Origin of the sequence: Catenulispora sp. GP43, assembly GCF_041260665.1 — a bacterium.
GTDB lineage: Bacteria > Actinomycetota > Actinomycetes > Streptomycetales > Catenulisporaceae > Catenulispora.
In genome coordinates this window covers 323,211-345,401 of sequence record NZ_JBGCCT010000001.1, presented here as the reverse complement: position 1 = coordinate 345,401, position 22,191 = coordinate 323,211, and the positions used below count along the sequence as shown (strand labels likewise).

The window sequence follows — 22,191 nt, the reverse complement described above, 5'->3', positions numbered from 1 at the left end:
CGATGCGTGTCCCGGCCGCTTCGTGTCCGCCGCGAGTATCGTCGGTACCGACAAGGGGGACGGGGGATTCGTGAACGCGGTGACTGCTGCGCTGTGGCCGGATTATGTGCGGACGACGTGCACCACCTGCAAGCCCGGGCCGGACGGCGGCTGGACCGGCGTCGGGTGGGCGCTGATCATCGCCGGGGCGGCCGTCGCGCTGCTCGGGCTGTGCATCTTTTGGTTCACGTCGCGCTCGGACCGCGACTCGGATCCTGCGGTGAGCCAGCCCACGACGGTCATGGACGAGGTCCAGCGCCAGGACCCCGAACGCCGGGCCGCGCAGGCCGTGCAGGACGCCCAGGACGCCCAGGATGAGCAGGACGAGCAGGACCAGCAGGACGAGCAGGACCAGCAGGACCAGCAGGACCAGCAGGACCAGCAGGACGAGCAGGCGGCGAAGTCGCGCAACTCGGCGGACGGCGCGCTCATCGGGCTGGGCCTCGGAGCCGCTCTGATCGGCGTGGTGATCATGGGGTTCAGCTCGTCGCGGGTCCAGGACGACAAGAACCAGCTGCGGATGGCGGCCACGAGCGTGCTGTCGACCGCCATCGACGGCCCGTCCGTCTGCCGGGAGTCCGCAGCCGTCGAATCCCAGATATGGCCGTCCTCGTTGGGGCCGAGCCAGTTCTCGCCGAGCGCGGCGAACTGCGGTAGCTCGCCGCGGGGGTACGCGCAGCAACAGGAGCCCACGAGTCCCGCAGGGGTGTTCATCCCTGTCGAGTACGTCTTCTCACAGTCCTTCACCGCGAACGGCGAAGTCACCGTCCACGACAAGCAGGACAACCGCTCCCTGTGCGTCAAGGTGCCGGACACCGACGTCGCGGCTGCGGCGCAGCCGAGTACGGCCCCGAGCACGCTGCCGCCCTTCGAGGACGTGAGCGTCGACCCGAGCCCGTACATCAGCGACGGTGCCTGCCCCGACGCGCCGGTGAGTTCACCGAACCCGCAGTGAACAGGCGTTACCGCTTCTCCTTCTGCCGCAACATCATCTCGAAGCCCGCCGCCCGGATCCGCCCGCGCAGATCCTCGGCGGTGGTCCCGATGGCTTCGGCCGCCGCCGACAGCCGCCAGCCGTGGGAGGCGAGCAGCTCCAGCAGGTAGCCGCGCCGGATCTGCGCCTCCGAGAGCCGGAACGTCTTCAGGTAGGCGATCGCGCCGGTCTGGTCGGTGATCGCCTCCCCGATGTGGTTCTCCTCGCCGGGCTTGAAGCGCGGCCGGAAACGGACCAGGTCGAACTCGCCCATCTGGTACCCGCGCTCCGCTGTGTAGTCGTGGTCCAGAAGTGCGTTCGCCATCACTCGGTCGTGGAACTCGGCCCACTGCGCGTTCTGCGCTTCGGCGGCTGTCCGTAGTCGCGCGAGGCTGTCGATGCCCTCGTCGGCGATGTAGGCCCGGAACTCGTCGACCGCGAGCGTCATGAGCGCGTACTGGTAGACCAACTCGCCGAAGTGGTCCAGCACCAGCGTCGGGTGCAGCTCGCGGTAGTCCTCCGGATGCGGCACCGCGAACGCCGCCGCCAGCGTGTCGGCCGTGTACAGCAGCACGCCGCACTGCCCCTCGTGGATCTCGAAGACCTTCAGCGCGTCTTCCAGGCCTGCCACCACCGTGCCCCGGTACGAGGCCTCCACCCGCGGCGACAGCCCACGCCGCAGCAGCCGGTCCGACCACTCGCGCCAGGCGATGTCCGGCCCGCCGAAATGCAGGCTGAGATAGCCCTCGATCGCGAAGTGCAGCGGCAGGAAGCGCGCCCGCTGCTTGCCCAGCTTCTGCGTCATCCGGCGGTGGACCTGCATCGGCATGCCGCGCACGCTGCCGCGCTGGTCCAGGAGCTGCGTCCCGAACGCCGCCGACTGGCTGCTGTCGCCGCTTTCCCGGTTCCAGTCGGCGACGAAGCCGTGCGGGATGTAGGAGTAGTACGAGATCTTCGAGGTCAGCTTCACCTCGCTCCAGCGCGGCTCCTCCGAGTACGCGATCCTGTGCAGCCGCAGGCCTTCGACCGGCCGGTCGCGCAGCAGCGGCACCAGACGGAGCGCACCCCACGTCTGCGAAGGCCCGGACTGCAGGCCGGTGAGATCAATCCGCACCGAGGAACCTCCGGACCCGGCCGTCGAGATACGCCATCAGCTCCGGCAGCCCGACCCGCCCCTGCGCGAACTGCGCCAGCTCGACCAGCAGCACAAGGTCCTCGGCGTCGCGGATGCCGACCGAGGGCACCAGCGGGCTCAGGGCCCGCACATCCAGCCCTTCGGCGTCGAACACCGGGTTGACGTGCACGATGTCCACGCGCCGCGCCGGATCCAGCCGGGTGCGCCACACCCGCAGCACCTCGCCGGCGAGCCCCGGAGGGCTGTTGTCCCAGCCGTCCGAGACCACGACGAGGCGCTCCGGCGAGGTCTCCAACGCGTCCAGCAGACGGGTGCCGAGCGGTGTCGCGCCACTCGGGTACGACAGCAGCGGATCGTCGCGTCCGGACATCCACAGCGGCGTGTACTGCCCCGGCGCTGCCAGCGCCTCCAGCAGGAAGTGCGTCGCCAGCGCCACGGCGAGCGGTCGGCGCCGTTTCACCGGCGAGCCGAAGGACGAGAAGCTGTCGTCGAGTACCGCCGTGACGCGTCCCCAGGTCCCAGCCAGCTTGTCGGCCTCCCACCGGGCAAAACGGCGCATGCCGTCGGTGAGTTCGGCGCGTCGCGCGGCTCGCTCGTCCAGCGGCATCGCCAGGATGCGAACCGCGAGCCGGGTCAGCCACGGGATCTGGTCTGTCCCGCAATACTTCGCCTTGCCGCTGATCAGCTCCAGCGGATCGATCGGCACTCGGTCGGTGCGCAGCTTCTCCAACGGAGTCATCTGCTTGCCGATGCGGTCTAGAAAGACTTCACGCTTGATGCCGCGCTTAGCGGCGAAGCCCTCGGCAACGGTGTACGGGAGCTTGTAGAGGACGTTGCCGTCGTAGTGCGCCTGCCGCCACGTCTCCAGGATCGGAGTCTTATAGGGCTTGCGCTGGAGTGGCCCGAACAGGAAGTCACGCAGTTCGCTGTCGCCGAGGTCTACGTGTGCGTGCTTCAGCCCGGCCTTGAAACCGCTGCGGTACTTGACCGCGTGGTACGCCGGATTGTCGAGGCCGGTCATCCAGTCTCGGATGATCGCGCGGGTCCGCCGATTGTTGACGCCATCGCGCTGCAACGCCTTGAAGAGACGGAACACGCGCGGCGGGGGAAGCGTCAGTAGGGTCCGCGCTATAAGGCGTCCCTCTACAGCCTTCTGCTCCGGCGTGATGTCCCGCGCATCGCCCAGCAGCCCGCGTATTGCGAGCACGGCGTTGTGGTCGTTGATGCCGAGCGCCAACGTCGCGGCATACAGCTCGCGATAGTTGACCCGCATGTACTCGTGCAGGAAGGCCAGCGACATCGTCTGCTGCTCGGCATCCTGGGAGAACTCCCGCTGGCCGGTGGAGGCGGTCGCCGCATTGACGAAGAGCAACACGTCTTCCGCCGCCACCACATCGCGCCCATACGCCTTGATGCCGGTCGGGGAAGGAAGGCGCGAGCTGCGAATCGTTGCTCCAAAGGCAGGTTCCGGAAGTCGCGTCACAAGTCCCGCGACCGGCGTGCCTCACGATACGCGAACAGGCGTGCGGGCTGCTCTTTGATTTCCGCTCTCAGTTCTCGACGACGACAGCCGCCGGCTCCCCGCCCAACCGCGCGTCCAGCAGGCGCCGCAGCGAGTTCAGCCGCGCCGGGTCCGCATGGCCCTCGGCGACCCACGCGTCCAGCGCGCATTCCGGCGCCAGTGAGTCGTGCTGGCAGCCGCGCGGACAGTTCTCCGTGCCCTCGGCGAGGTCGGGGAAGTGGTCGATCAGCCGGTTGACGTCCACGTGCGCCAGCCCGAAGGAGCGCACGCCGGGCGTGTCGATCACCCAGCCGCCGGCCTTGCCCGGCAGCTCCAGCGCCAGCGCCGAGGACGAGGTGTGCCGCCCGCGCCCGGTTACCGCGTTCACCCGCCCGGTCGCCCGGAACGCCGTCGGCACCAGCTTGTTGAAGATCGTCGACTTCCCCACGCCCGAGGAGCCGACCAGCACCGACGTCCGCCCGGCCAGCCGCGCCGCGAGATCCTTCGCTCCCGAGGCGTTGGCCGAGACCACTATCGGGATGTCCAGTGGCCGGTACATCTCCAGGATCGCGTCCTCCTGCCACGCTATGACCAGGTCGGCCTTGGTCAGGCAGAGCAGCGGCGCCATGCCGGCGTCGTAGGCGGCGACCAGACAGCGGTCGATCATCCGCGGCTGCGGCTCCGGATCGGTGAAGGAGGTGACGATGACCAGCTGGTCGGCGTTGGCCACCAGCACCCGCTCCACCGGGTCGGTGTCGTCGGCGGTGCGGCGCAGCACGGTCCGCCGGTCCTCGACCCGCACGATCCGGGCCAGCGCGTCCGGCGACCCGGACAGGTCCCCGACCAGGCCCACCCGGTCGCCGACCACTATCCGCTGCCGGCCCAGTTCGCGGGCCGTCATCGCGATCACGGTCCGGGTCTTCTTCTTGTCCGTCACCAGGCAGGTGTAGCGGCCGCGGTCGACGGTGATCACCATGCCGGTGGCCGCGTCCTCGTGTGCCGGCCGGCTCTTGGTCCGCGGCCGGCTGCCCTTGGGGTTCGCCCGGACGCGCACATCGCTCTCGTCGTAGCTGTCGAGCTTCCGGCCGGCGCCCGCCATCAGCTGTGGACCCCGGTCGGGGCCGGGACGTCATGGTCGTCGGCGTCCAGCATCGCCGCCCACATCGCCGGGAAGTCCGGCAGCGTCTTGCCGGTGGTGGCGATGTCCTCCACCTCCACGCCGGGCACAGCCAGGCCCAGTACCGCGCCAGCGGTGGCCAGCCGGTGGTCGTCGTAGGTGGCGAAGACGCCGGCGTGCAGCGGCCGGGGCCGGATCAGCAGGCCGTCCGGTTCCTCGACCACGTCGCCGCCCAGGCCGTTGATCTCCCGGGCCAGCGCGGCCAGCCGGTCGGTCTCGTGCCCGCGCAGGTGCCCGATGCCGGTGAACCGGGACGGGGAGTCGGCCAGCGCCGCGACGGCGGCCAGGGTCGGCGTCAGCTCGCCGACGTCGCGCAGGTCGGCCTCGATGCCGTGCACGCCGGCCCCGCCGGAGACGGTCAGCCCCGCGCCAGTGAGTTCCACACGGGCACCGATCTCCCGCAGCAGGTGCCGCAAAGCGTCCCCGGCCTGGGTGGTCGCGGCCGGCCAGTCGGCAACGGTCACGGTTCCGCCGGTCACCAGGGCCGCGGCCAGGAACGGAGCGGAGTTGGACAGGTCCGGCTCGATGCTCCACTCGCGGCCGTGCAGGACCGAAGGGGTGACGGCCCAGCGCCCCGGCTCGGAGGCGTCCACGGCGCCGCCGGCGGCCCGGACGAACTCCACGGTCATGTCGATGTGCGGCTGCGAGGGGATCGGCCCGCCGACGTGCCGCACCTCGACGCCGTTCCGGTACCGGGAGCCGGCCAGCAGCAGCGCAGAGATGAACTGCGAGGAGGCGGTGGCGTCCAGCTCCACCAGCCCGCCGGGCACCTCGCCGACGCCCTCGACCAGGAAGGGGAAGGTGCCGCGGTCGCCGTCGTCGATCCGGACGCCGAGGTCGCGCAGCGCCTGCAGCAGCGTGCCCATCGGACGGGAGCGCGCGTAGGGGTCGCCGTCGAAGTAGACCGGGCCCGCGGCCAGCGCCGCGGCCGGGGGCAGGAAGCGCATGACGGTGCCGGCCAGGCCGACGTCGACCTTCGCCGGCGTCCCGTCCGCGCCGCCGCTGAGCTGAGCCGGCGGCGTGACCCGCCATACCGGGGCGTCGAACGTCTCGCCGGCGTCCACCTCGACGCCCAGCGCCCGCAGTCCGCCGATCATCAGCACCGAGTCCCGGGCCCGCAGCCCGCCGGTGATCGTCGAGGGCGAGTCGGCCAGCGCGGCCAGCAGCAGCGCCCGGTTGGTCGCCGACTTCGAGCCCGGGACGCGGACGCCCGCCGTCACGGGGCGGCTGGCGGACGGCGCGGACCACAGGCTCTTCTCGGCGGAAGTCATGGGTCAAGGCTAGTCGGTACGGCCGATCACCGCTGGCGGCGCCGGATGCCGGCTGGGTTCCTGTGGGCGACTCGTGGTTAGCTCGGTGGCATGTGTGGACGCTACGTGCTCCGGACCGACCCCTCGCAGCTGGCCGACCAGCTCGGCATCGGGCAGTCGGAGGTGGCCGAGCAGGTCGCCCAGACCTTCGAACCGAACTACAACGTGGCCCCCACCGACTCGGTCGTGGCCGCGATCGAGCGGCACCCGCGGGACGCCGAGCCCGGCTCGGAGGCGGTGCGCAAGCTGCGGGAGGTCCGCTGGGGCCTGGTGCCGTCCTGGGCGAAGGACCGCAAGATCGGCCAGAAGATGTTCAACGCGCGCATCGAGACGATCACCGAGAAGGCCTCCTTCAAGCGCGCCTTCATGAAGCGCCGCTGCATCATCCCGGCCGACGGCTACTACGAGTGGTACAAGCCGGCCGGCCCCAAGCCCGTCAAGCAGCCGTTCTTCATCCACGACGGCTCCGGCGACACCCTGGCCTTCGCCGGGCTGTACGAGCTCTGGCGCGACCCGGAGATCGAGGACAAGGAGGACCCGGCGGCCTGGCTGTGGTCGGCCACGATCCTCACCACCGCCTCGGTCGGCGAGCTGCACCACATCCACGACCGGATGCCGGTCATCGTCCCGAGGGCGCGCTACGACGCCTGGCTGGACCCCGACTACGGCTCCGGCGAGGGCGACGCCGACGCGCTGCTGGGCCTGCTGGACGCCGGCCGTGACCCGCACCTGGACACCTATCCGGTCTCGCCGGCGGTGAACTCGGTGCGGAACAACGGACCGGAACTGGTGGTGCCATTGGCGGCCGAGTGAGGCCGCGTGGGACGGGCCGGATGAGAACGCGCAGGCCGGAACCATCCAGGCATTGAGACAGGGTTCTGCCTCGGTGTGACAGGGGGTTGGCATGCCTTAGGATCGGCGGGTCTTCATCCAGCCTCTGCCTCAATAGGCTCACTCTCCGGGGGGACCGTGAGTACGCCCACCCTGTCCCGCGGCGCGCGCGCCATGGCCGCTAAGCGCGACGAACGCCGCGCGCTGGCCGACGCGCACCTGCACCTCGACGACGTCGAGAAGTGGTTCATCAAACGCGGACTGCCGCACTTCATCGAGAACTACAAGGCGACCGAGGACGTCTTCAACCGCGCGCTGCCGCTGTTCGTCGTCCTAGTCGTCTTCCAGATGGGCCTTGAGCTCACGAGCAAGACCGTGACCTGGAAGGACCGGCTGATCGGCGGGGCCATCGGGCTGGTCGCGGTCGCGGTCGTGATCCTGGTCGCCAACCTGCTCCGGCAGCCGCAGCGCTGGTACCGCTGGCCGCGCAAGATCGGGCCGGTGGAGATCACCCTGCTGGTGCTGCTCGGGCCGGTGGTCGGCAAGCTGTCCGGGGCGAGCTGGAGCGCGGTGGCCGCCGACTTCTTCGCCAACATAGGCGTGCTGGCCCTGGTCTACCTGCTGACCGCCTACGCGATCCTGCCGGTGCTCAAGTGGGCGCTGCGGCACTCGTTCGAGGAACTGGGCAACCTGGGGAACCTGGCGAGCAAGGCGCTGCCGATGCTCGCGCTGTTCGGGACGTTCCTGTTCCTGAACGTGGACATGTGGCACATCGCCTCGTCCTTCGAGCAGCGCAGCCAGCTCTGGTACACGACGCTGTTCTTCGCCGCGATCACCTTCCTGTTCCTGATGGTGCGGCTGCCCGGCGAGGTCAAGAACCTGCAGGGCGACTACTATCTGGAGGCCGTGATCGCGGCCGCCGCCGACACCCCGCTGCACGAGCACGTCGGCGAGCTCGACGACGAGCTGCCGCAGCTGCGGACCGACCGGCGGCAGCGGGTCAACATGCTGTTCGTGCTGGGCTTCACACAGGTGATCCAGATCCTTCTGCTGTCGGTGGTGGTGTTCGTCTACTTCGTGTCGCTGGGCAAGCTGGCGGTGACGAACGGGCAGGTCGCGGACTGGCTGAAGACACCGGAGTGTCCGAAGGACGCGGTCTTCACCAGCTCTTCGCGCACGGCCGAGGACTACATGCAGGCCTGCCACTTCGCCACCAAGGAGCAGGCGGAGACCTGGATGAAGATCATCGAACCCGGCAAGCTCTTCGGCTTCTACGCGCGGATCCCCGGCACCAACCTCGAGTTCTCCGAACCGCTGCTGCGCACCGCGATCCTGCTGACCACGTTCTCCGCGTTCTTCTTCGCGGTGTCCGCGGTCACCGACGAGGCCTACCGCAAGGACTTCTTCGAGTCGATCACCGGCCGGATCGCCAAGTGCCTCACGGTCCGCTGCGGCTACGTGAACCTCTATGAGAAGGCCAGCCGCCGCGCGCTGGGGGAGTCCGGCATCGACCCGAAGGCGCTCGACGAGGACCACCGGCGCACGGTCCAGGTCCCGTCGCTGGTCGCCGACCCGAACACCCGGACCCAGCAGCTCAGCTCGTATCAACCGAGCGGCGGCTATCTGGCCCTGACCGATCCGGAGTCGGAGAACCCGTTCAAACGGACCTCGCCGGACAAGGGCTGAGCCCCACCGGATTCCCGCCGCCCACCCGTGAAAGCCCGGCCCCGCATCGCTTGCGGGGCCGGGCTTTCACGTCGTCGCTTCAGGCTACTGTCAGGAACCGGTCGAGCACCTTGCTGCCGAACTCCAGCGCGTCCAGCGGCACCCGCTCGTCCACGCCGTGGAACATCGCCGCGAAGTCCAGGCTCGGGTCCAGCTTCAGCGGTACGAACCCGTAGCCGCGGATCAAGCCCCGGCCCATGTCCATCACGCCGAACGTCTTGTTGTCGGTGCCGGCCGACAGGCAGTAGGGGACCACGCGCGCCGCCGGGTCCTCGGCCTGCAGCGAGGCCATCATCTTCTCCACCAGCGGCACTTCGAAGGGGGCCTCCAGCGCGATGTCGTAGTGCGTGAACTCGCGGGTGACGTCGGGGCCGAGCAGCTTGTCGATCTCGGCGAAGTACTCCTGCTCCAGGCCAGGCAGGAAGCGCCCGTCCACCTCGGCGAAGGCCCGCTCCGGGATCACGTTCACCTTGTACCCGGCCTCCAGCTTCGTCGGGTTCGCGGTGTGCTGGAGCGTGGCGCCGATGAACCGGGCCAGCGGGCCGATCTTGGCCACCGCGGCCCGCGCCGAGGCCGGGTCCTTCGGGTCGAAGTCGACCCCGAGCGCCTCGGTGACCTCGGCGAGGAAGGTGGTGACGGTCGGCGTCAGGGTCACCGGCCAGTCGTGGCGGCCGATGCGCGCGACCGCCTCGGCCAGCGCCGTGACCGCGTTGTCGTCGTTGATCATCGAGCCGTGGCCGGCCTGGCCGCGGGCCTGCAGGCGCATCCACGCCAGACCCTTCTGCGCGGTCTCGATGAGGTAGAAGCGCAGGTCCGGCGAGACCTCGTAGGAGTAGCCGCCGACCTCGCTGACCGCCTCGGACACGCCGTCGAACAGGTCCGGGTGCTGCTTGGCCAGGAACTTGGCGCCGTGGTTGCCGCCGGCCTCCTCGTCGGCCAGGAAGGCCAGCACCACGTCGCGGCGCGGCTTGCGGCCCTCGCGGAGCATGCGGCGCGTGACGGCGAGCATCATCGCGTCCATGTCCTTCATGTCGACCGCGCCCCGGCCCCACACCATGCCGTCGCGCACCTCGGCCGCGAACGGGTCGAAGGTCCAGTCGGCGGGGTCGGCCGGCACCACGTCCAGGTGGCCGTGCAGCAGCAGCGCGTCGGCGCTGGGGTCCGAGCCCTCGATCCGGGCCACCACGCTGGCCCGGCCCGGCTCGGACTCGAAGATCTGGGGCTCCAGCCCGGCCTCCGCGAGCTTCTCGGCGACGTACTCGGCCGCCGGCCGCTCGGGTTTGACCGGGTTCGACGTGTCGATCCGGATGAGGTCGCGCAGGAAGCCGACGACCTCGCCGTAGGGGACTTCTTCGGAGTCCGGGGTGCTCGTCATGCCCCAACCCTACGCTGCCCGATCTTTGCCGGGGCCGTGCTCAGGCGGACGCGGCAAGCGGTCAAAGCCTCATCGCACAGGCTCGCCGAGAAAGGCTTCCTCCCACTTCGTCGGCGCGAACTCGCAATAGCGCATGGTCCGTTTCCGGGAACGCCACAGAACCATCGGATCGGGTAGGTCGGCCAGGGCGGCGGTGTCTTTGTCGGGCAGCGACAGCACGTGCCGCGCCATCGCCGCTTCCTCGCGCGGCAACCGTTGCAGCCCCACCAGATCCGCGTCCCGGAGATAGCCGGCGGTGCGCGGATCGAAATAGGGGAGCAGGGTGACGATCGAGGTCCAGGGCCCGCGGGGCACTTCCGCGTAGGGCGGGCGGGCGCCGCAGTCCCGCAGGACGAGCAGCGGCGTGGCCATGCTCGGCATGGGCCAGCCGGGATGGCCGACGGGACGTCCGACTGGTTGGACGATCAGACGTGCGGCGTCCAGACCGGAGTGCAGCAGGACCGCGTCCCACTCGGCCTGGCGCGCGGTTTCGACAATCACCCGGGCACCCACCGCGGCGCAGCGCAGAGCCAGTATCTGGGCGAGGTGCAGGCTGCCGATGATCGCGGTACTCAGGGTCCTGCGGTGGAACAGGCCGAGGGTCACCGGACGATGGGCCGGGTCCATCCCGATCAGCACGCCGCCCGGAGTTGCCCTGGTGCCGGGGGCCGTATTTGTACCTGTATATGAACCGTCATGGGTCTGGGCCAGGTCGCTGCCGGAACCGGGCCGGTAACCGCCGTCTGGGCTCGTTGTGTAGTCGCTGTCGGCGAGGGTGATCGTGCGATAGCCGGCGAGCGCGAGCTTCGCCGACGCGGCCCGGGCCGCCTTGTCGAGCGTCCGGTGCGCTCCCGCGATGCCGCCGCCGCGCGCCAGGATCGGACCTGCGGCCCGGGCGGCCAGGGCATGACGGCGGCTGCCGGGCAGCTCCAGACGGAACGCCAGCCAGGTCAGGCGGGTAGCCGGGACGGGATCGGTGCCGAGGCGGCGGGCGACGTCCTGGTTGAGGCTCTGGTACGAGGCGCCGGCCTGGGAGCGTTCCGGGAGTCCGGCGCCGGTCGGCTGGACATGCTGGACCAGCCGCACGTCGGCCAGCCCGAGCAGCGGGTCCTCGTGCAGGCCGGCCAGGATCTCGGGCGGGATCGGGACCGGAGGGTCGGCCGAGCACAGGACGGCGTCGACCGGCTCGATCTCCAGGACCGTGCTGACGTGATCGGGGATCGGCGGCCTGGATCGCTTCGAAGTGTTCGAGCTCTTGTCCCGGCCGTTGCGCGGCCTTTGATCATCCGATCCTGCGATACCTGCGCTGTTGCCGCCGAGTCTCAACGCCATCGATGGTGTTTCGGCGACCGCCGTTTCCGGCTGCTTTCGACGGGTGCGCAGGCGCCAGGCCGCGGCCACGCCACTCGCGGCGGTGAACTGGCCCGCCGGCACCAGACCCATGCCAGCGAAGGTCCGCATGAGGACGTATCGTACGGGGAATGGCGACGCGAAAGGAGCAGCTGACCGCGGCGGAGTTCTCGCGGCGCCGGGTCATCGGAGCGCTGCTGCGGCCGGGTGCGGACGGCGTCGGCGAAGGGGCGCCGCGGCCGTTCCGGGCGACGCTCGTGGCCGCGATCGTGGTCGTGGTCGCCCTCGGGACGGCCGGTGTCGTCGGCTACCTCCATCCGCGGTCGAAGAACGAGTGGCAGAAGGACCTGATCGCCGACGGCTCGGGCACGCAGTACGTGATGCTCGACGGACGCCTGCACCCGGTCCTGAACTCGACATCGGCACAGCTGATGCTCGGCCCGATGCCGAAGGTGGCGCAGCCGAAGCCCTCGCAGTTGGCACCGTTTCTGCAGCATGTGGGGCCGACGGTAGGCCTGGCGAGGGTCCCGGGCTCGCTGCCGGCCGCCGGTGACCTGGACTTGAAGGACTGGTCGGCCTGCGTGACACCGGCCGCTAAGACGGCGGTCGAGATCGGCTTCACGGTCGGCGGCCCTACCGACCCCGGCGTGTTGTCGGGCCCTGACGCACTCCTGGTCCAGGACGAATCGGGCCAGCAATGGGTGGTCGAGGACGGCCTGAAGTACCGGGTCGGCGACCGAGCCTCGGTCGCGGCGGCCTTCGGCACCGGCACGGTGAAGCCACGACACGTCCCGGAGACCTGGCTGGGCGGCCTGTCGGCAGGCGACGTCCTGGGCGTGCCGACCATCTCCGGCCACTACGGCGGCCCGGACCCCCGCCCCGCACCCGACGGCTTCAACCGCATCGGCATGTTCGGCCGCACCCTCGGACCCGACGGCGCGGTCGCGGAGTACTACATCGTGACCGGGGACGGCATCGCGGCCGTCACGCCGACGATGTACGAGCTCTACCGGCGCGATCCGCGTCTGGCCGAGTTCAAGTTCACGGAGACCACCCTGCCGCCGGGCAAGGTGACACCGGACATGCTGGTGACGACCGCAGCCTCGCAGACACTGTCATGGCCGGCCCTCCCGCCGCGCTTCTCCGGGGCTTCGCAGAGCGCTGTCGGCGGTGCCGCGGTTCTGTGCGCGACGTTCTCCGGGGTCTTCGACCAGCAGGGACGCGCGCACATGGAGGTGGCGGTGCGCTCGTCGCTGCCGCAGCCCCTGGGTACCGGCGGCGAGGTCGTGGTGGTGCGCTCTGGGCACGGGACGATCGTGCGCGAGTCCGGCAGCGACCCGGCGACGGCTCCCGACTACCTGGTGGCGGACACCGGTCTGCGCTATCAGCTGGTCGGCGCGGCGGCGATGCGGTTGGGCTACGACGGGAACGCTTCGTGTGAGGTGCCGGCGCCGTGGCTGCGGTTGGTGCCGCTGGGGCCGGCGCTGGATCCGGTCAAGGCCAGCCAGCCTGCTGACGGCGGTGTCACGGATGCCGCTCGTGCCGGCGATTCCGCAAGTCCCTCCGATACTGCCGGTTCTGCCGGTCCTGCTAGTTCCACTTCCTGAGCTTCCTTCCAACCGGTCCTCGCCACTCGCCAGTCGGTTGTCGAACCCTGCCACACTGAGTACCTTGTGACACATGGAACCTGGCGGTGCAGCAAAGGCGGTCAGCCAGATGCGACGCGGAGTCCTCGAGTACTGCGTCATGGCCCTCCTCCGAGACGGCGAGCGCTACGGCGTAGAACTCCTCCGCGAACTCGGTGCGGTCGACGCCCTGGTCACCAGCGAGGGCACGATCTACCCCCTGCTCTCGCGCCTCCGCAAAGACCGCCTGGTCGAAACGGCCTGGCAGGAATCACCCAACGGCCCGCCCCGCCGCTACTACAGCCTCACCCCCGAAGGCGTGAAGGCACTGGACGAGTTCACCGCCGAGTGGAGCCGCTTCCGCGACGGCGTCGAGTACTTCCTTTCCCAGGACGGGAGCGTGGGGAAATGAGCACCGCGACAGACGACCTGATCAACACCTACCTGGCGGAACTCGCCCGCGAGGCAGCCCGCCTGCCCTGGAACGCCCGCACCGAGCTGCTGGAGGACGTGCGCAGCCACATCGAGGTGGCGCTCGCCGAGATGCGGGAGGCGGGGGCTGGCGGTGCTGCTGCCGGCGTGAGCGATCCCGGTGGCGATCGGGTCGGCCTTGGTGCTGTCGGCGTGAGCGCTCCGGGTGGCGATGTGGTCGACTTCGGTGCTGCCGGCGGTGCTGCTGCCGGCGTGAGCGATCCCGGTGGCGATCCTGTCGACCTCGGCGGTGCCGGCGGTGCCCCGGAGGCCTCTGGCGACTTGGCCGGTGCTGCGAGCCTCGGTGATCGTGATGACCTGGCTGCCGTGGGCACCGGTTCGGCCGCCGACTTGTCTGCCGAGCGTTCCTCCGGTCCCACATTCAATGGTTCTCAGGATCTTGCTACCGGGCCCAACGCCGCCGCATCACCGTCCGACCGCGCCTCCACACCCGACCTGTCCCAGGTCCGCGCCATGCTCGCCGCTCTCGGCGAACCCAGCGAGATCGTCGCCGCAGCCCTCAGCGACGACCCCTCTCTGGCCCCACTCCCCGAACCCGCCTATGCCCCAGCGCCAGGGCCTGCGCCTGCAGCCCCCTATCCCCTCGGGACCCTCGACCTCACCGCCGTCGCCCTCCTCCTGCTCGGCGGCTTCCTCGCCGGCATCGGCTGGCTCGTCGGCGCGGTCCTCCTCTGGACTTCCACACGCTGGTCTCGCCTTGAGAAGCTGGTCGGCACACTCGTCCTGCCGGGCGGCATAGCCGGCGGCCTGCTCGCCTTCGCCGCCGCGCACGCCGGCTCCCGCTCCCAATGCGTCCCCGACAGCCCCTGCCAGACCATCCACACCGGCTGGAACCCGCCCGGCTGGCTGGCCGCCCTCGTCCCCGCCGTCGTCGTGATCGCACCGGCCGTGACCACCGTCTACCTCGTCAACCGCGCGCGCCGGCGCCCCGGCCCCGCTGCGTCCCGCGTGGCGCTCGCCGTCATGGCCGGCGTCGGAGCGGTCGGCGTGCTCGCGGCCGCCGGCCTTGTCGTCGCGAGCAGCTCGTCGAGCGCCCACGGCGGTAGCGCCACACCCACGCCGGTCGAGTCCAGCAGCTGGTCCGGCTACGTCGCGCCCATCTCCTCGCCGGCCCAGCCGATGTCGAGCACCTCAGCCCCCTGAGCTGTCACCGGCGCGGAGCCCCAACCCTTGTTGGGGCTCCGCGTCATGTCCATGCTCACTCGGGTCCGGAATCCTCCCGCGCGCCCACCGCGACACTCTCGCTGACGTCCCGAACGTCCGCGTCCCACTGCGGTTCCGGCACCAAAGCCGTCTGCACCAGCACCGTCCCACCCCGCCGCCGCACCAACTGCCCCCGCCCCACCGGCTGCCGACTCGGCCGCGCCCCGCCGACCAGCGGCCCCTCCTCCCGGTCACCCGAGAGCAGCAACCCGGCGGTGTTCAGATCCCGCAGCTTCTGCAAAACCGGATCGAACATCGCTCTCCCGGCACCGCCGCTGTTCCGCGCGATCACCACGTGCAGCCCCACATCCCGCGCGTACGGCAGCAGCTCCACCAGCGGCCCCAGCGGATTCATCGTCGGCGACGCCACCAAGTCGTAGTCGTCGACGAACACGTACACGTCCTTCCCCGTCCGCCAACTCCGCGTCCGCAACTGCTCCGCTGTCACCTCCGGCCCCGGCAACCGGTCCCGCAAGGCTTCCGCCAGCTGCGACATCATCGACAGCGCCGCCGGCCCGGCGACCCCGTACCCGGCGCTGAACTCTTCCGGCACCACGCCCATCAGGCTCCTGCGGTAATCGATCACCATGAACCGCGCCTCGAGCCGCCCGGCCGTGACCTGCTCGACCAGCCCCGTCGCCACCGTCCGCAGGAAGTTCGACTTTCCAGCCTCACCTTCCCCGAACACCACGAAATGCGGCTCGGCCTCGAAGTCCAGCGCGATCGGCAGCAGCCGGGCCTCATCGATCCCGATCACCACGCCCGCGTCCGTCCGTTCGCGTGCGACCACCTCGTCATACGCGACCTGCGACGGCAGCATCCGCACGCGCGGCGCCGCCGGCCCGCGCCACGCTTTCGCGATCGCCGCGGCCAATTCCTCCGGCGGTACGGCTGTCACCGCGCCGAGCGTGTGCAGCTTCTGCCGCGTCACGCCCCGGCCGGGCACGCCCTGCGGCACCTCTGCAGCCGCCCGCCGGTCCATGTCCGACTCCATCGGATCACCGAGCCGCAGCTCCAACCGTGTCCCGACGGCGTCCTTCAACTGGGCCCGCACATCGGCCCACCGCCCGGTCGACGCCAACAGGTGCACTCCGAATGCCAGCCCTCGCCGCGCGATGTCCACGACGTCCTGCTCCAACGCCTCGAACTCCGCCCGGAACGCCGACCACCCGTCGATGACCAGGAACACGTGCCCCTGGGCCGCCTCCGCCTCCGCCTCCGCCTCAGCCTTTGTCTCACCGGCGGCCTCGCGCCGGTCGAGCACCCCGACCGCCTCCGCGACGATCCGCCGCACCAGATCGGGATTCGCCCGCCCGGCGACTGCCGAGACATGCGGCACCTCGGCGAGCGGTCCGAGCGTCCCGCCGCCCAGGTCCACCACCAGGAAGCGCGCCTCCGCCGGGGTGTGCGTCAACGCGAGCGCGAACAGCAGCGTCCGCAGCGCCGTCGACTTCCCGGACCGGGGCCCGCCGGCCACCAGCACGTGCCCGCCGGCCCCGGACAGGTCCAGCACCTGCGGGTCCTGACGCTGGAGGGCCGGCCGGTCGACGATGCCGACCGGCACCCGCAGCTGACCCGTCCCGTGCCAGCGTGTCGCCGACAGCCCGCGCTCAGCGGTGACCTCGACCCCGGGCAGCAGCACATCGAGCGTCGGCGGCTCGGCCAGCGGCGGCAGCCAGACCTGGTGCGCCGCCGGACCGAAGCCGATCAGCCGGTCCACGATCACGTCCAGCACCGTCGCGGACGTCTTCTGGTAACCCCTGGCCGCATCCAGCGCGGTGACCGACGCCGGGTCGCTCGGATCCGGCTCGGCCGACCCGGCGCGCAGCGCCACCACCGGCGCCTGGTGCAGCGCGGTGAACCAGACCGGCTTCCGGTGGAGCGCGCTGCGCACCGCCGGTGCCGCGACCTCCCTGGCCTTGCCGTACGGCCCGGATACGTACGCGGCCTTGAACCGGATCATCGATTCGTTGTCGAACTTCAGGTACCCGGACCCCGGCACGCTCGGCAGGTTGTGGGCGTCGGAGACACCGAGCACGGCCCGTGACTCCGCGGCCGAGAAGGTCTTCAATCCCAGCCGGTAGGACAAGAAGGTGTCCAGCCCACGCAGCCGTCCTTCCTCCAATCGTTGTGAAGCCAACAAAAGATGTACGCCGAGGGATCGTCCGATGCGGCCGATCTGCAGGAACATCTCGATGAACTCCGGCCGAGCGGTGAGCAGCTCGGAGAACTCGTCGACGACCACCAGCAGCGACGGCAGCGGAACCAGATCCGTATTGCCGGCCCGGGCCCGGTCGTAGTCGTGCACGTTCTTCACGTTCCCGGCACGCCTCAGCAACTCCTGGCGTCTGTTCAGCTCGCCGGCCAGCGCGTCGCGCATCCGGTCCACCAGCGTCAGGTCGTCCGCGAGGTTGGTGATCACCGCGGCCACATGCGGCAGGGTCGCCAGCCCGGCGAACGTCGCACCGCCCTTGAAGTCGGCCAGGATGAAGTTCACCTGCTCGCTGGAATGTGTCAGGGCCAACGCCGAGACCAGGCTGCGCAAGAGCTCGGATTTGCCCGAACCGGTGGCACCGACGCACAAGCCGTGCGGCCCCATGCCGCCGAGCGCGGCCTCCTTCAGGTCCAGCACGACAGGCTGGCCGTCCTCGCCGACGCCGATCGGCACGCGCAGCCGGTCGTGCGGTGAGGCTGAGCCACGCTGCCATAAGCTCGGCGCATAGATCTCGGCGGCATCCTCGATCCCGAGCAGGTCGGTGAACTCCAAAGCCGACAACAGCGGCTCGTCCCCGCCTCCGGCCGACAGTCGCAGCGGAGCCAACTGGCGGGCCAGCGCCTCGGCCTGCCCCAGGGTCAGCGTGTCGACCCGGATCGGGAAGGCACGGCCGTCCGAACCGGCCCGGCCGTCCGGCAGTTCCACTGCTGCGGTGCCGTCGGGGGCGATGTGCAGCGCCATCTGGTTCCGTTTCGGGCGCTGGGTCCGGGCCCCGCCGATCTCGACGATCGTCACCCCGAGCAGGCCGCCGTCGGAGATCAGCTGTGTGGACGACGCGGCCGAGCCCGTCGACGAGGACAAGGCGGAGGCAGAGACAAACGAGTCCGATGACGGCGCCAGCACTGTGTCGAAGAGGACGATCACGTGCGGCCGGTCGAGCAGCGAGACGATCCCCGTGAACCGGGGCCGTTCGGCCAGCAGTTGTTCCAGGCCGGCCTCGGCGTCCGTCCGGTCGTCGTAGATCATGCGCTGCGGTCCGGCGGCATCCTGTGCGCTCGGGTGCTGGACGTGCGGCAGCCACTTGAGCCAGTCCCAGCGCGGGATCCGGTCGCCGTCCGCGATCACACAGACCTTGAGGTCGTCGGGGGAGTGGAACGTCACCAGTTGCGCCAGCAGCGCGCACATCGCCGACGGTGCTGTTCCGCCGCTCACGACCAGGCGCGCGATCGAGCGCAGCGGGATCGAGACCGGCTGATCCGGCACGGTGCCGTGCACGGCGAGCAGCCGGCGCAGGGCGTCCGCGCACATCGGCTCCAGCTCCTGCATCGGAGCCGTGTCGGGCGGCACGAGTTCCGTCGCGAGACGCGCCGTTCCGCGTCCGATCCGCACGGTCAGGAAGTCGGGATCGGACTGCCGCCGCTCCCACAGGCGCTCGCGCAGCGCGACCAGGCTCCACAACCTGTCCGGATCCGGATGGGCATAGCCCGCCGCCGTCTTCTGAGCGCGCGTCGCTGCCGTCACCTCCGAGCGGATGTTCGCCAGATGCCGCAGATAGTCGCGCCGGGCGTCGACGAGCCGGTTCTTGCCCCCGGCACGCTGCCGGACCGCCGTCACGGCCCCGAACACCAGGCTGGAGGCGAACGTCAGCCCGCCCACGATCATCATCAGGGCATTGGCACCCGGCATGAAGAAGAACACCACGGATCCCAGCCCGGCCACCATCGGCAGCAGGTTCAGGGCCCAGTGTCCGTCCCCGCCGCCCCGCGGCACCTCCGGCGGCGGTTGCAGGACCACGGTGCCGCCGGGCATTTCCGGTGACGGGCGACGCGGTCCGCGGGTGACAGAGGTCGTACTCACTGGTGAAGGGTATTCGGAGTGACCGGCTGGCTACCATAACGGCATGACTGCAGGTTCCGGGGTCGCCGGACGGCCCGGCGTGACCGGCGACCACTGCCGGGTCACCGTCGTCGCGCCCACCCGCCGCGTCGATGTGGCGCTTCCGGATGACGTGCCGCTCGCCGAGCTCCTTCCGGAACTCCTCCGGCTGGTCGGCGATCCGCTCGCGACCTCCGCCAGCCTCGCGGCCGCCCTGACCGGCTACGTCCTCACCGGCGCCGATGGCGAGCCGTTGGACACGGCAGCCTCGCTGACCGAGCAAGGCGTGCTCCACGGCGGCGTGCTCCGCCTGCGCCCGGCCGACGACCTCCCCGAGGTCGCGGTCTACGACGACATCGCGGACGTCGTCGCCGAGGCGGTTATCGCCGGCGGTTCGCAGTGGACGACGACTGCCTTGCGCGCGACGGCCCTCGCCGTGGTCGCCGTCGCTTCGACGCTTGGTGCGGTGGTGCTCTGGTTCTCCAACACTGGGACGTTCCACGGCTGGAAGGGCTTGGTCGCGGGCACGATCGCTCTGCTGCTTTTCAGCGTCGCGATCCGGCGGGCGCGTTACGACCAGTCCGCTGTCGGGCGCGGAAGTTACTACGGGTATGGAGACGGCGCGGGCTCTGGTGTTCCGTCGGATCCTTCGCATCGCGGCCGACGCGACCACAGACACGATCGAGTGAATCGTGCCTACGCCGATCCCTGTGCCGACTATGGCCACGCGTTCGGCGATCCGGATGACGACGTGGCCGACACGACCATGAGCTTCGACCTCGCGTCCTTCGCCTCCGAACCTGCCGACCCGTATCGCGCCGCGACCCAATCCCTCGGCAGCGATACGGCTATCCGCGCCGTGAAGAGCGTCCGCGACGGCGGACTCGGCAGCCTCGCGGCCTGGCCCACCGTCGCCGAGGCGATGGCCTGGGCGACAGGCACGCACCAGCAGCGTGACTACACCGCGGCAGCCGTACTCGTGGCGTCGTCGCTCCCCTATGCGTTCATGGCCGGCACCGGTCTGCTGCCCGCCGATGCCGCAGCCGGACACGGCCTCGGCCGCGCCCACTTCGTCGTCGGCGCCGCCACCGTCCTGGTCATGGCCCTCGCCGCGATCATCGGCCTCGGCCGCCGGTTCGCGGTACCGGTGGCAGGCGCGACCGTGGGGCTGGTCGCCGCTTGCGCCGGCATCGGCCTGGTGCTGACCAAGGCCAGCCCGGCTGCCGGTATCGCCATCGTGGCCGCCGTCTGTGCTCTGGTCATCGAGCTGCTGCCCTTCGCCGCGATGGCCGCCGCCCGCTTCGTCATCGAACCCCCGACCAGCGGCGTCGAACCCGGTGACTTCGAGGGCTCCCCGGTCAACAACTACGTGGTCGGCTTGCGCGTCGCCCGCACCCTCGAGGTACTGACCGGGCTTACGGCGGGCGTCGGCACGCTCCTCGTCCTCTCGGTCGCCCTCCTGGTCATCCCGATCAACGCCATGCAGACCGCATCGGACGAGCCGCACACGGTGTGGGGACAGGCGCTCGCGATCCTCGTCTCGGGCGTGACCCTGTGCCGTGCGCGTCTGTTCCGCGAACGCGCCCAGGTCCTCGCCGTCGCCATCAGTGGGCTGGCCGGTTTGGTGATCGCCTTCAGCGCCATGGCCGCCAACGCTGTACCCGACCTGCGGGCGATGTGGCTCGCCCCGCTCCTGGTGGTCATCGCGCTGCTGGCCCTCGGTCTGGCATCGATCCGCCCCCGCCGCGGCACCTCCGAGCCGATCATGCCCCCCCGCTGGGCTCGCGCCGTCGACTTGGTCGAGGGTGCGGCCTTCCTCGCCGTGCTGCCGGTGTTGATGGCGGTGCTTGGCGTATACGGCGAGGTGCGCAACCTGAAGGGCTGAGGTCCGCAGCATCCGAACGATCCCGGTCATCGCGCCTCACCACCCGCAACCTCGGCAGCAGCCGTGGCCTCCGGAGCGTCGGGCCGCCACGGGCTCGGCCCGGGATACCAGGCTGGCGTGTCCGCGTACCAGGGAGTCCGCGGCTTCTGGAACCGGCGCTGCTCGTTGTGCGCCCGGACCTCCGCCTCCTGCCAGCCGTGCTGCCGCTGCCAGAGCTCGTCATGCAGCTCGCGATGATGGCGGCGGCACAGCAGGCGCATCTGGTCGATGTCGGTATGGCCGCCCGCACCCCACGGGATGTCATGGTGCGCATCGCACTCGCGCGGCGGCCGACCGCAACCCGGCGCCGTGCAGCCTCCATCACGCACCGCCATGGCCTCGTACTGGGCACGGGTCGCGAGCCGTCGTCTGCGGCCCTGCCACAGCACCTCGCCGTCGCCGTCCACCAGCACCGCCCGCAACGCGGCTTCGCACCGCAGCATGTGCGCCTCGGCGGCGGGGACGGCGCGCCCACGCCCCGTCCGCGCCGCCGGCGCCCCCGGCAGCGCCTGCGCCGTATCGGCCCGCATGACGATGGCCATGGTCGTGGGCCCGTTGTGGCGCTGTGGCAGGTCACCGGACCGCAGCCGGTCCTCGGCCAGCCGCACCAGGGCATCAGCCCGGGCCTTGGCGAGGTCCTGGGTCCCGTCGGCCTGCTCAGCCTCGTCCCCCGCACGCTGGTCGGCGAGCGAATCCAAGGCCGTAAGCAACGCATCGCCACCCGTGGTGGACAAAAAGCCGCCGGCCACGTAGCCGTCGAGCACAGGAGTCATATGGAACCCGCGCTTCTCCTCGGCCGCCCTGGCCCGGTTGAGCACGGTGGCCGGCGCGATGCGATGCGCCGCGTCCTCGGCATGCTCCCGCAGATTCTCGGCCCCATCTGCCATCGCCCGCGCGATCAGCGCCCTGCGGACCCGGTCGACAACCTCGTCCGGCTGGTGCGCGAGCGCGGCAAGAGCCTCAGCGATGATCCTGGCCTGCGGAGCGGAGATATCACCGGTCCTCAGCGCATCCTCGGTCGGCGGATCCTTCCTCAGCGCCTTGACCGTGGCTATCAGACGCCCGGCATCACCCCTCGTCCGCCCCAGATCAACGATCAGGGCCTTCCGAGCAGCATCAGTGGCCCGCCACGAAAGCTCCTCGCGCCTGGTCTCCGGCGTCTGAACCGGATCACCCCGGTCATGCCACGTCCGGACACACCGGACCAGCACCCCCTCAGCCGCGCGCGACACCTGCTCGGCAGCCCGCGCCACAGCCAGGCTGCCGCCCGTGTCGTAGGTGAGCGGATCCAGCCCCGCAAGGCAGGTCGTGGCATCGGTGAGCTGGCGCAGCGGGTCGACCATCGTCGTGTCCCTTCGACGTGTTCCCCGCACGCCTGTTCTGACGGAATCTACGATAGCTG

At 70.6% G+C, this 22,191-nt stretch carries 15 protein-coding genes; 7 read left to right on the top strand and 8 right to left on the bottom strand.

From position 1 onward, the window contains the following. Positions 1-22 precede the first annotated feature (22 nt). Positions 23-994, top strand: coding sequence for a hypothetical protein (locus tag ABH926_RS01530; RefSeq protein WP_370363402.1), 972 nt, complete (start codon positions 23-25; stop codon positions 992-994). A gap of 7 nt (positions 995-1,001) precedes the next feature. On the opposite strand, the gene ABH926_RS01525 is transcribed toward ABH926_RS01530, so the two are convergent. The 4 genes from ABH926_RS01525 to aroA all read right to left on the bottom strand — a co-directional run bounded on the left by ABH926_RS01525 (position 1,002) and on the right by aroA (position 6,096). Further along, positions 1,002-2,126, bottom strand: coding sequence for a hypothetical protein (locus ABH926_RS01525; RefSeq protein ID WP_370363401.1), 1,125 nt, complete (start codon positions 2,124-2,126; stop codon positions 1,002-1,004). Next, positions 2,116-3,540, bottom strand: a complete 1,425-nt coding sequence (locus ABH926_RS01520) for a hypothetical protein (RefSeq protein WP_370363400.1) — start codon at positions 3,538-3,540, stop codon at positions 2,116-2,118. Before ABH926_RS01520 ends, ABH926_RS01525 begins: the two co-directional genes overlap by 11 nt. A gap of 157 nt (positions 3,541-3,697) precedes the next feature. Continuing rightward, complete coding sequence (gene rsgA, locus ABH926_RS01515; RefSeq protein WP_370363399.1) at positions 3,698-4,747, bottom strand: ribosome small subunit-dependent GTPase A; 1,050 nt, start codon at positions 4,745-4,747, stop codon at positions 3,698-3,700. Continuing rightward, positions 4,747-6,096 (bottom strand): 3-phosphoshikimate 1-carboxyvinyltransferase, encoded by a 1,350-nt coding sequence (aroA, locus tag ABH926_RS01510; RefSeq protein ID WP_370363397.1) that lies wholly within the window; start codon positions 6,094-6,096, stop codon positions 4,747-4,749. Before aroA ends, rsgA begins: the two co-directional genes overlap by 1 nt. Positions 6,097-6,186: 90 nt before the next feature. On the opposite strand from aroA, the gene ABH926_RS01505 reads away from it, so the two are divergent. Both ABH926_RS01505 and ABH926_RS01500 read left to right on the top strand, forming a co-directional pair. Further along, the gene (locus ABH926_RS01505; protein ID WP_370363396.1) at positions 6,187-6,948 is read left to right on the top strand and encodes an SOS response-associated peptidase; all 762 of its coding nucleotides are present in this window, start codon (positions 6,187-6,189) and stop codon (positions 6,946-6,948) included. 156 nt (positions 6,949-7,104) lie between these two features. After that, positions 7,105-8,652 carry a hypothetical protein gene (locus ABH926_RS01500; protein WP_370363395.1) on the top strand — a complete coding sequence of 516 codons (1,548 nt, stop codon included), beginning with the start codon at positions 7,105-7,107 and terminating at the stop codon, positions 8,650-8,652. 79 nt (positions 8,653-8,731) lie between these two features. On the opposite strand, the gene ABH926_RS01495 is transcribed toward ABH926_RS01500, so the two are convergent. Together ABH926_RS01495 and ABH926_RS01490 are read right to left on the bottom strand one after the other, a co-directional pair. Then, positions 8,732-10,066, bottom strand: coding sequence for a M20/M25/M40 family metallo-hydrolase (locus tag ABH926_RS01495; protein WP_370363394.1), 1,335 nt, complete (start codon positions 10,064-10,066; stop codon positions 8,732-8,734). Positions 10,067-10,135: 69 nt separating this feature from the next. Beyond that, positions 10,136-11,566 (bottom strand): hypothetical protein, encoded by a 1,431-nt coding sequence (locus ABH926_RS01490; protein WP_370363393.1) that lies wholly within the window; start codon positions 11,564-11,566, stop codon positions 10,136-10,138. Between the two features lie 20 nt (positions 11,567-11,586). Between ABH926_RS01490 and eccB the strand changes: the two genes are divergently transcribed. The 3 genes from eccB (at position 11,587) to ABH926_RS01475 (ending at position 14,715) form a co-directional block, all read left to right on the top strand. Next, positions 11,587-13,062, top strand: a complete 1,476-nt coding sequence (eccB, locus tag ABH926_RS01485; protein WP_370363392.1) for a type VII secretion protein EccB — start codon at positions 11,587-11,589, stop codon at positions 13,060-13,062. A 73-nt stretch (positions 13,063-13,135) separates the two neighbouring features. Next, a complete protein-coding gene (locus tag ABH926_RS01480) occupies positions 13,136-13,492 on the top strand; it encodes a PadR family transcriptional regulator (RefSeq protein ID WP_370363391.1) in 357 nt (118 codons plus the stop codon). Beyond that, positions 13,489-14,715: a hypothetical protein gene (locus ABH926_RS01475; RefSeq protein WP_370363390.1), complete on the top strand. Its 1,227-nt coding sequence runs from the start codon at positions 13,489-13,491 to the stop codon at positions 14,713-14,715. The genes ABH926_RS01480 and ABH926_RS01475 overlap by 4 nt, the downstream gene beginning before the upstream one ends. Before the next feature lie 55 nt (positions 14,716-14,770). On the opposite strand, the gene eccCa is transcribed toward ABH926_RS01475, so the two are convergent. Beyond that, the gene (gene eccCa, locus ABH926_RS01470) at positions 14,771-18,847 is read right to left on the bottom strand and encodes a type VII secretion protein EccCa (protein WP_370363389.1); all 4,077 of its coding nucleotides are present in this window, start codon (positions 18,845-18,847) and stop codon (positions 14,771-14,773) included. Positions 18,848-18,926: 79 nt separating this feature from the next. Between eccCa and ABH926_RS01465 the strand changes: the two genes are divergently transcribed. Further along, positions 18,927-20,750, top strand: coding sequence for an EsaB/YukD family protein (locus ABH926_RS01465; protein ID WP_370363387.1), 1,824 nt, complete (start codon positions 18,927-18,929; stop codon positions 20,748-20,750). A 26-nt stretch (positions 20,751-20,776) separates the two neighbouring features. Here ABH926_RS01465 and ABH926_RS01460 read toward each other — a convergent pair whose 3' ends face one another. Next, the gene (locus ABH926_RS01460) at positions 20,777-22,132 is read right to left on the bottom strand and encodes an HNH endonuclease (protein ID WP_370363385.1); all 1,356 of its coding nucleotides are present in this window, start codon (positions 22,130-22,132) and stop codon (positions 20,777-20,779) included. Positions 22,133-22,191: the final 59 nt, after the last annotated feature.

Bases quoted from the DNA above. Each gene is read 5' to 3' on its own strand.
- ABH926_RS01505 (WP_370363396.1), top strand. From the start codon at position 6,187: ATGTGTGGACGCTACGTGCTCCGGACCGACCCCTCGCAGCTGGCCGAC.
- ABH926_RS01460 (WP_370363385.1), bottom strand. From the start codon at position 22,132: ATGGTCGACCCGCTGCGCCAGCTCACCGATGCCACGACCTGCCTTGCG.
- ABH926_RS01480 (WP_370363391.1), top strand. From the start codon at position 13,136: ATGGAACCTGGCGGTGCAGCAAAGGCGGTCAGCCAGATGCGACGCGGA.
- ABH926_RS01490 (WP_370363393.1), bottom strand. From the start codon at position 11,566: ATGCGGACCTTCGCTGGCATGGGTCTGGTGCCGGCGGGCCAGTTCACC.
- eccB (WP_370363392.1), top strand. From the start codon at position 11,587: ATGGCGACGCGAAAGGAGCAGCTGACCGCGGCGGAGTTCTCGCGGCGC.
- ABH926_RS01495 (WP_370363394.1), bottom strand. From the start codon at position 10,066: ATGACGAGCACCCCGGACTCCGAAGAAGTCCCCTACGGCGAGGTCGTC.
- aroA (WP_370363397.1), bottom strand. From the start codon at position 6,096: ATGACTTCCGCCGAGAAGAGCCTGTGGTCCGCGCCGTCCGCCAGCCGC.
- ABH926_RS01475 (WP_370363390.1), top strand. From the start codon at position 13,489: ATGAGCACCGCGACAGACGACCTGATCAACACCTACCTGGCGGAACTC.
- rsgA (WP_370363399.1), bottom strand. From the start codon at position 4,747: ATGGCGGGCGCCGGCCGGAAGCTCGACAGCTACGACGAGAGCGATGTG.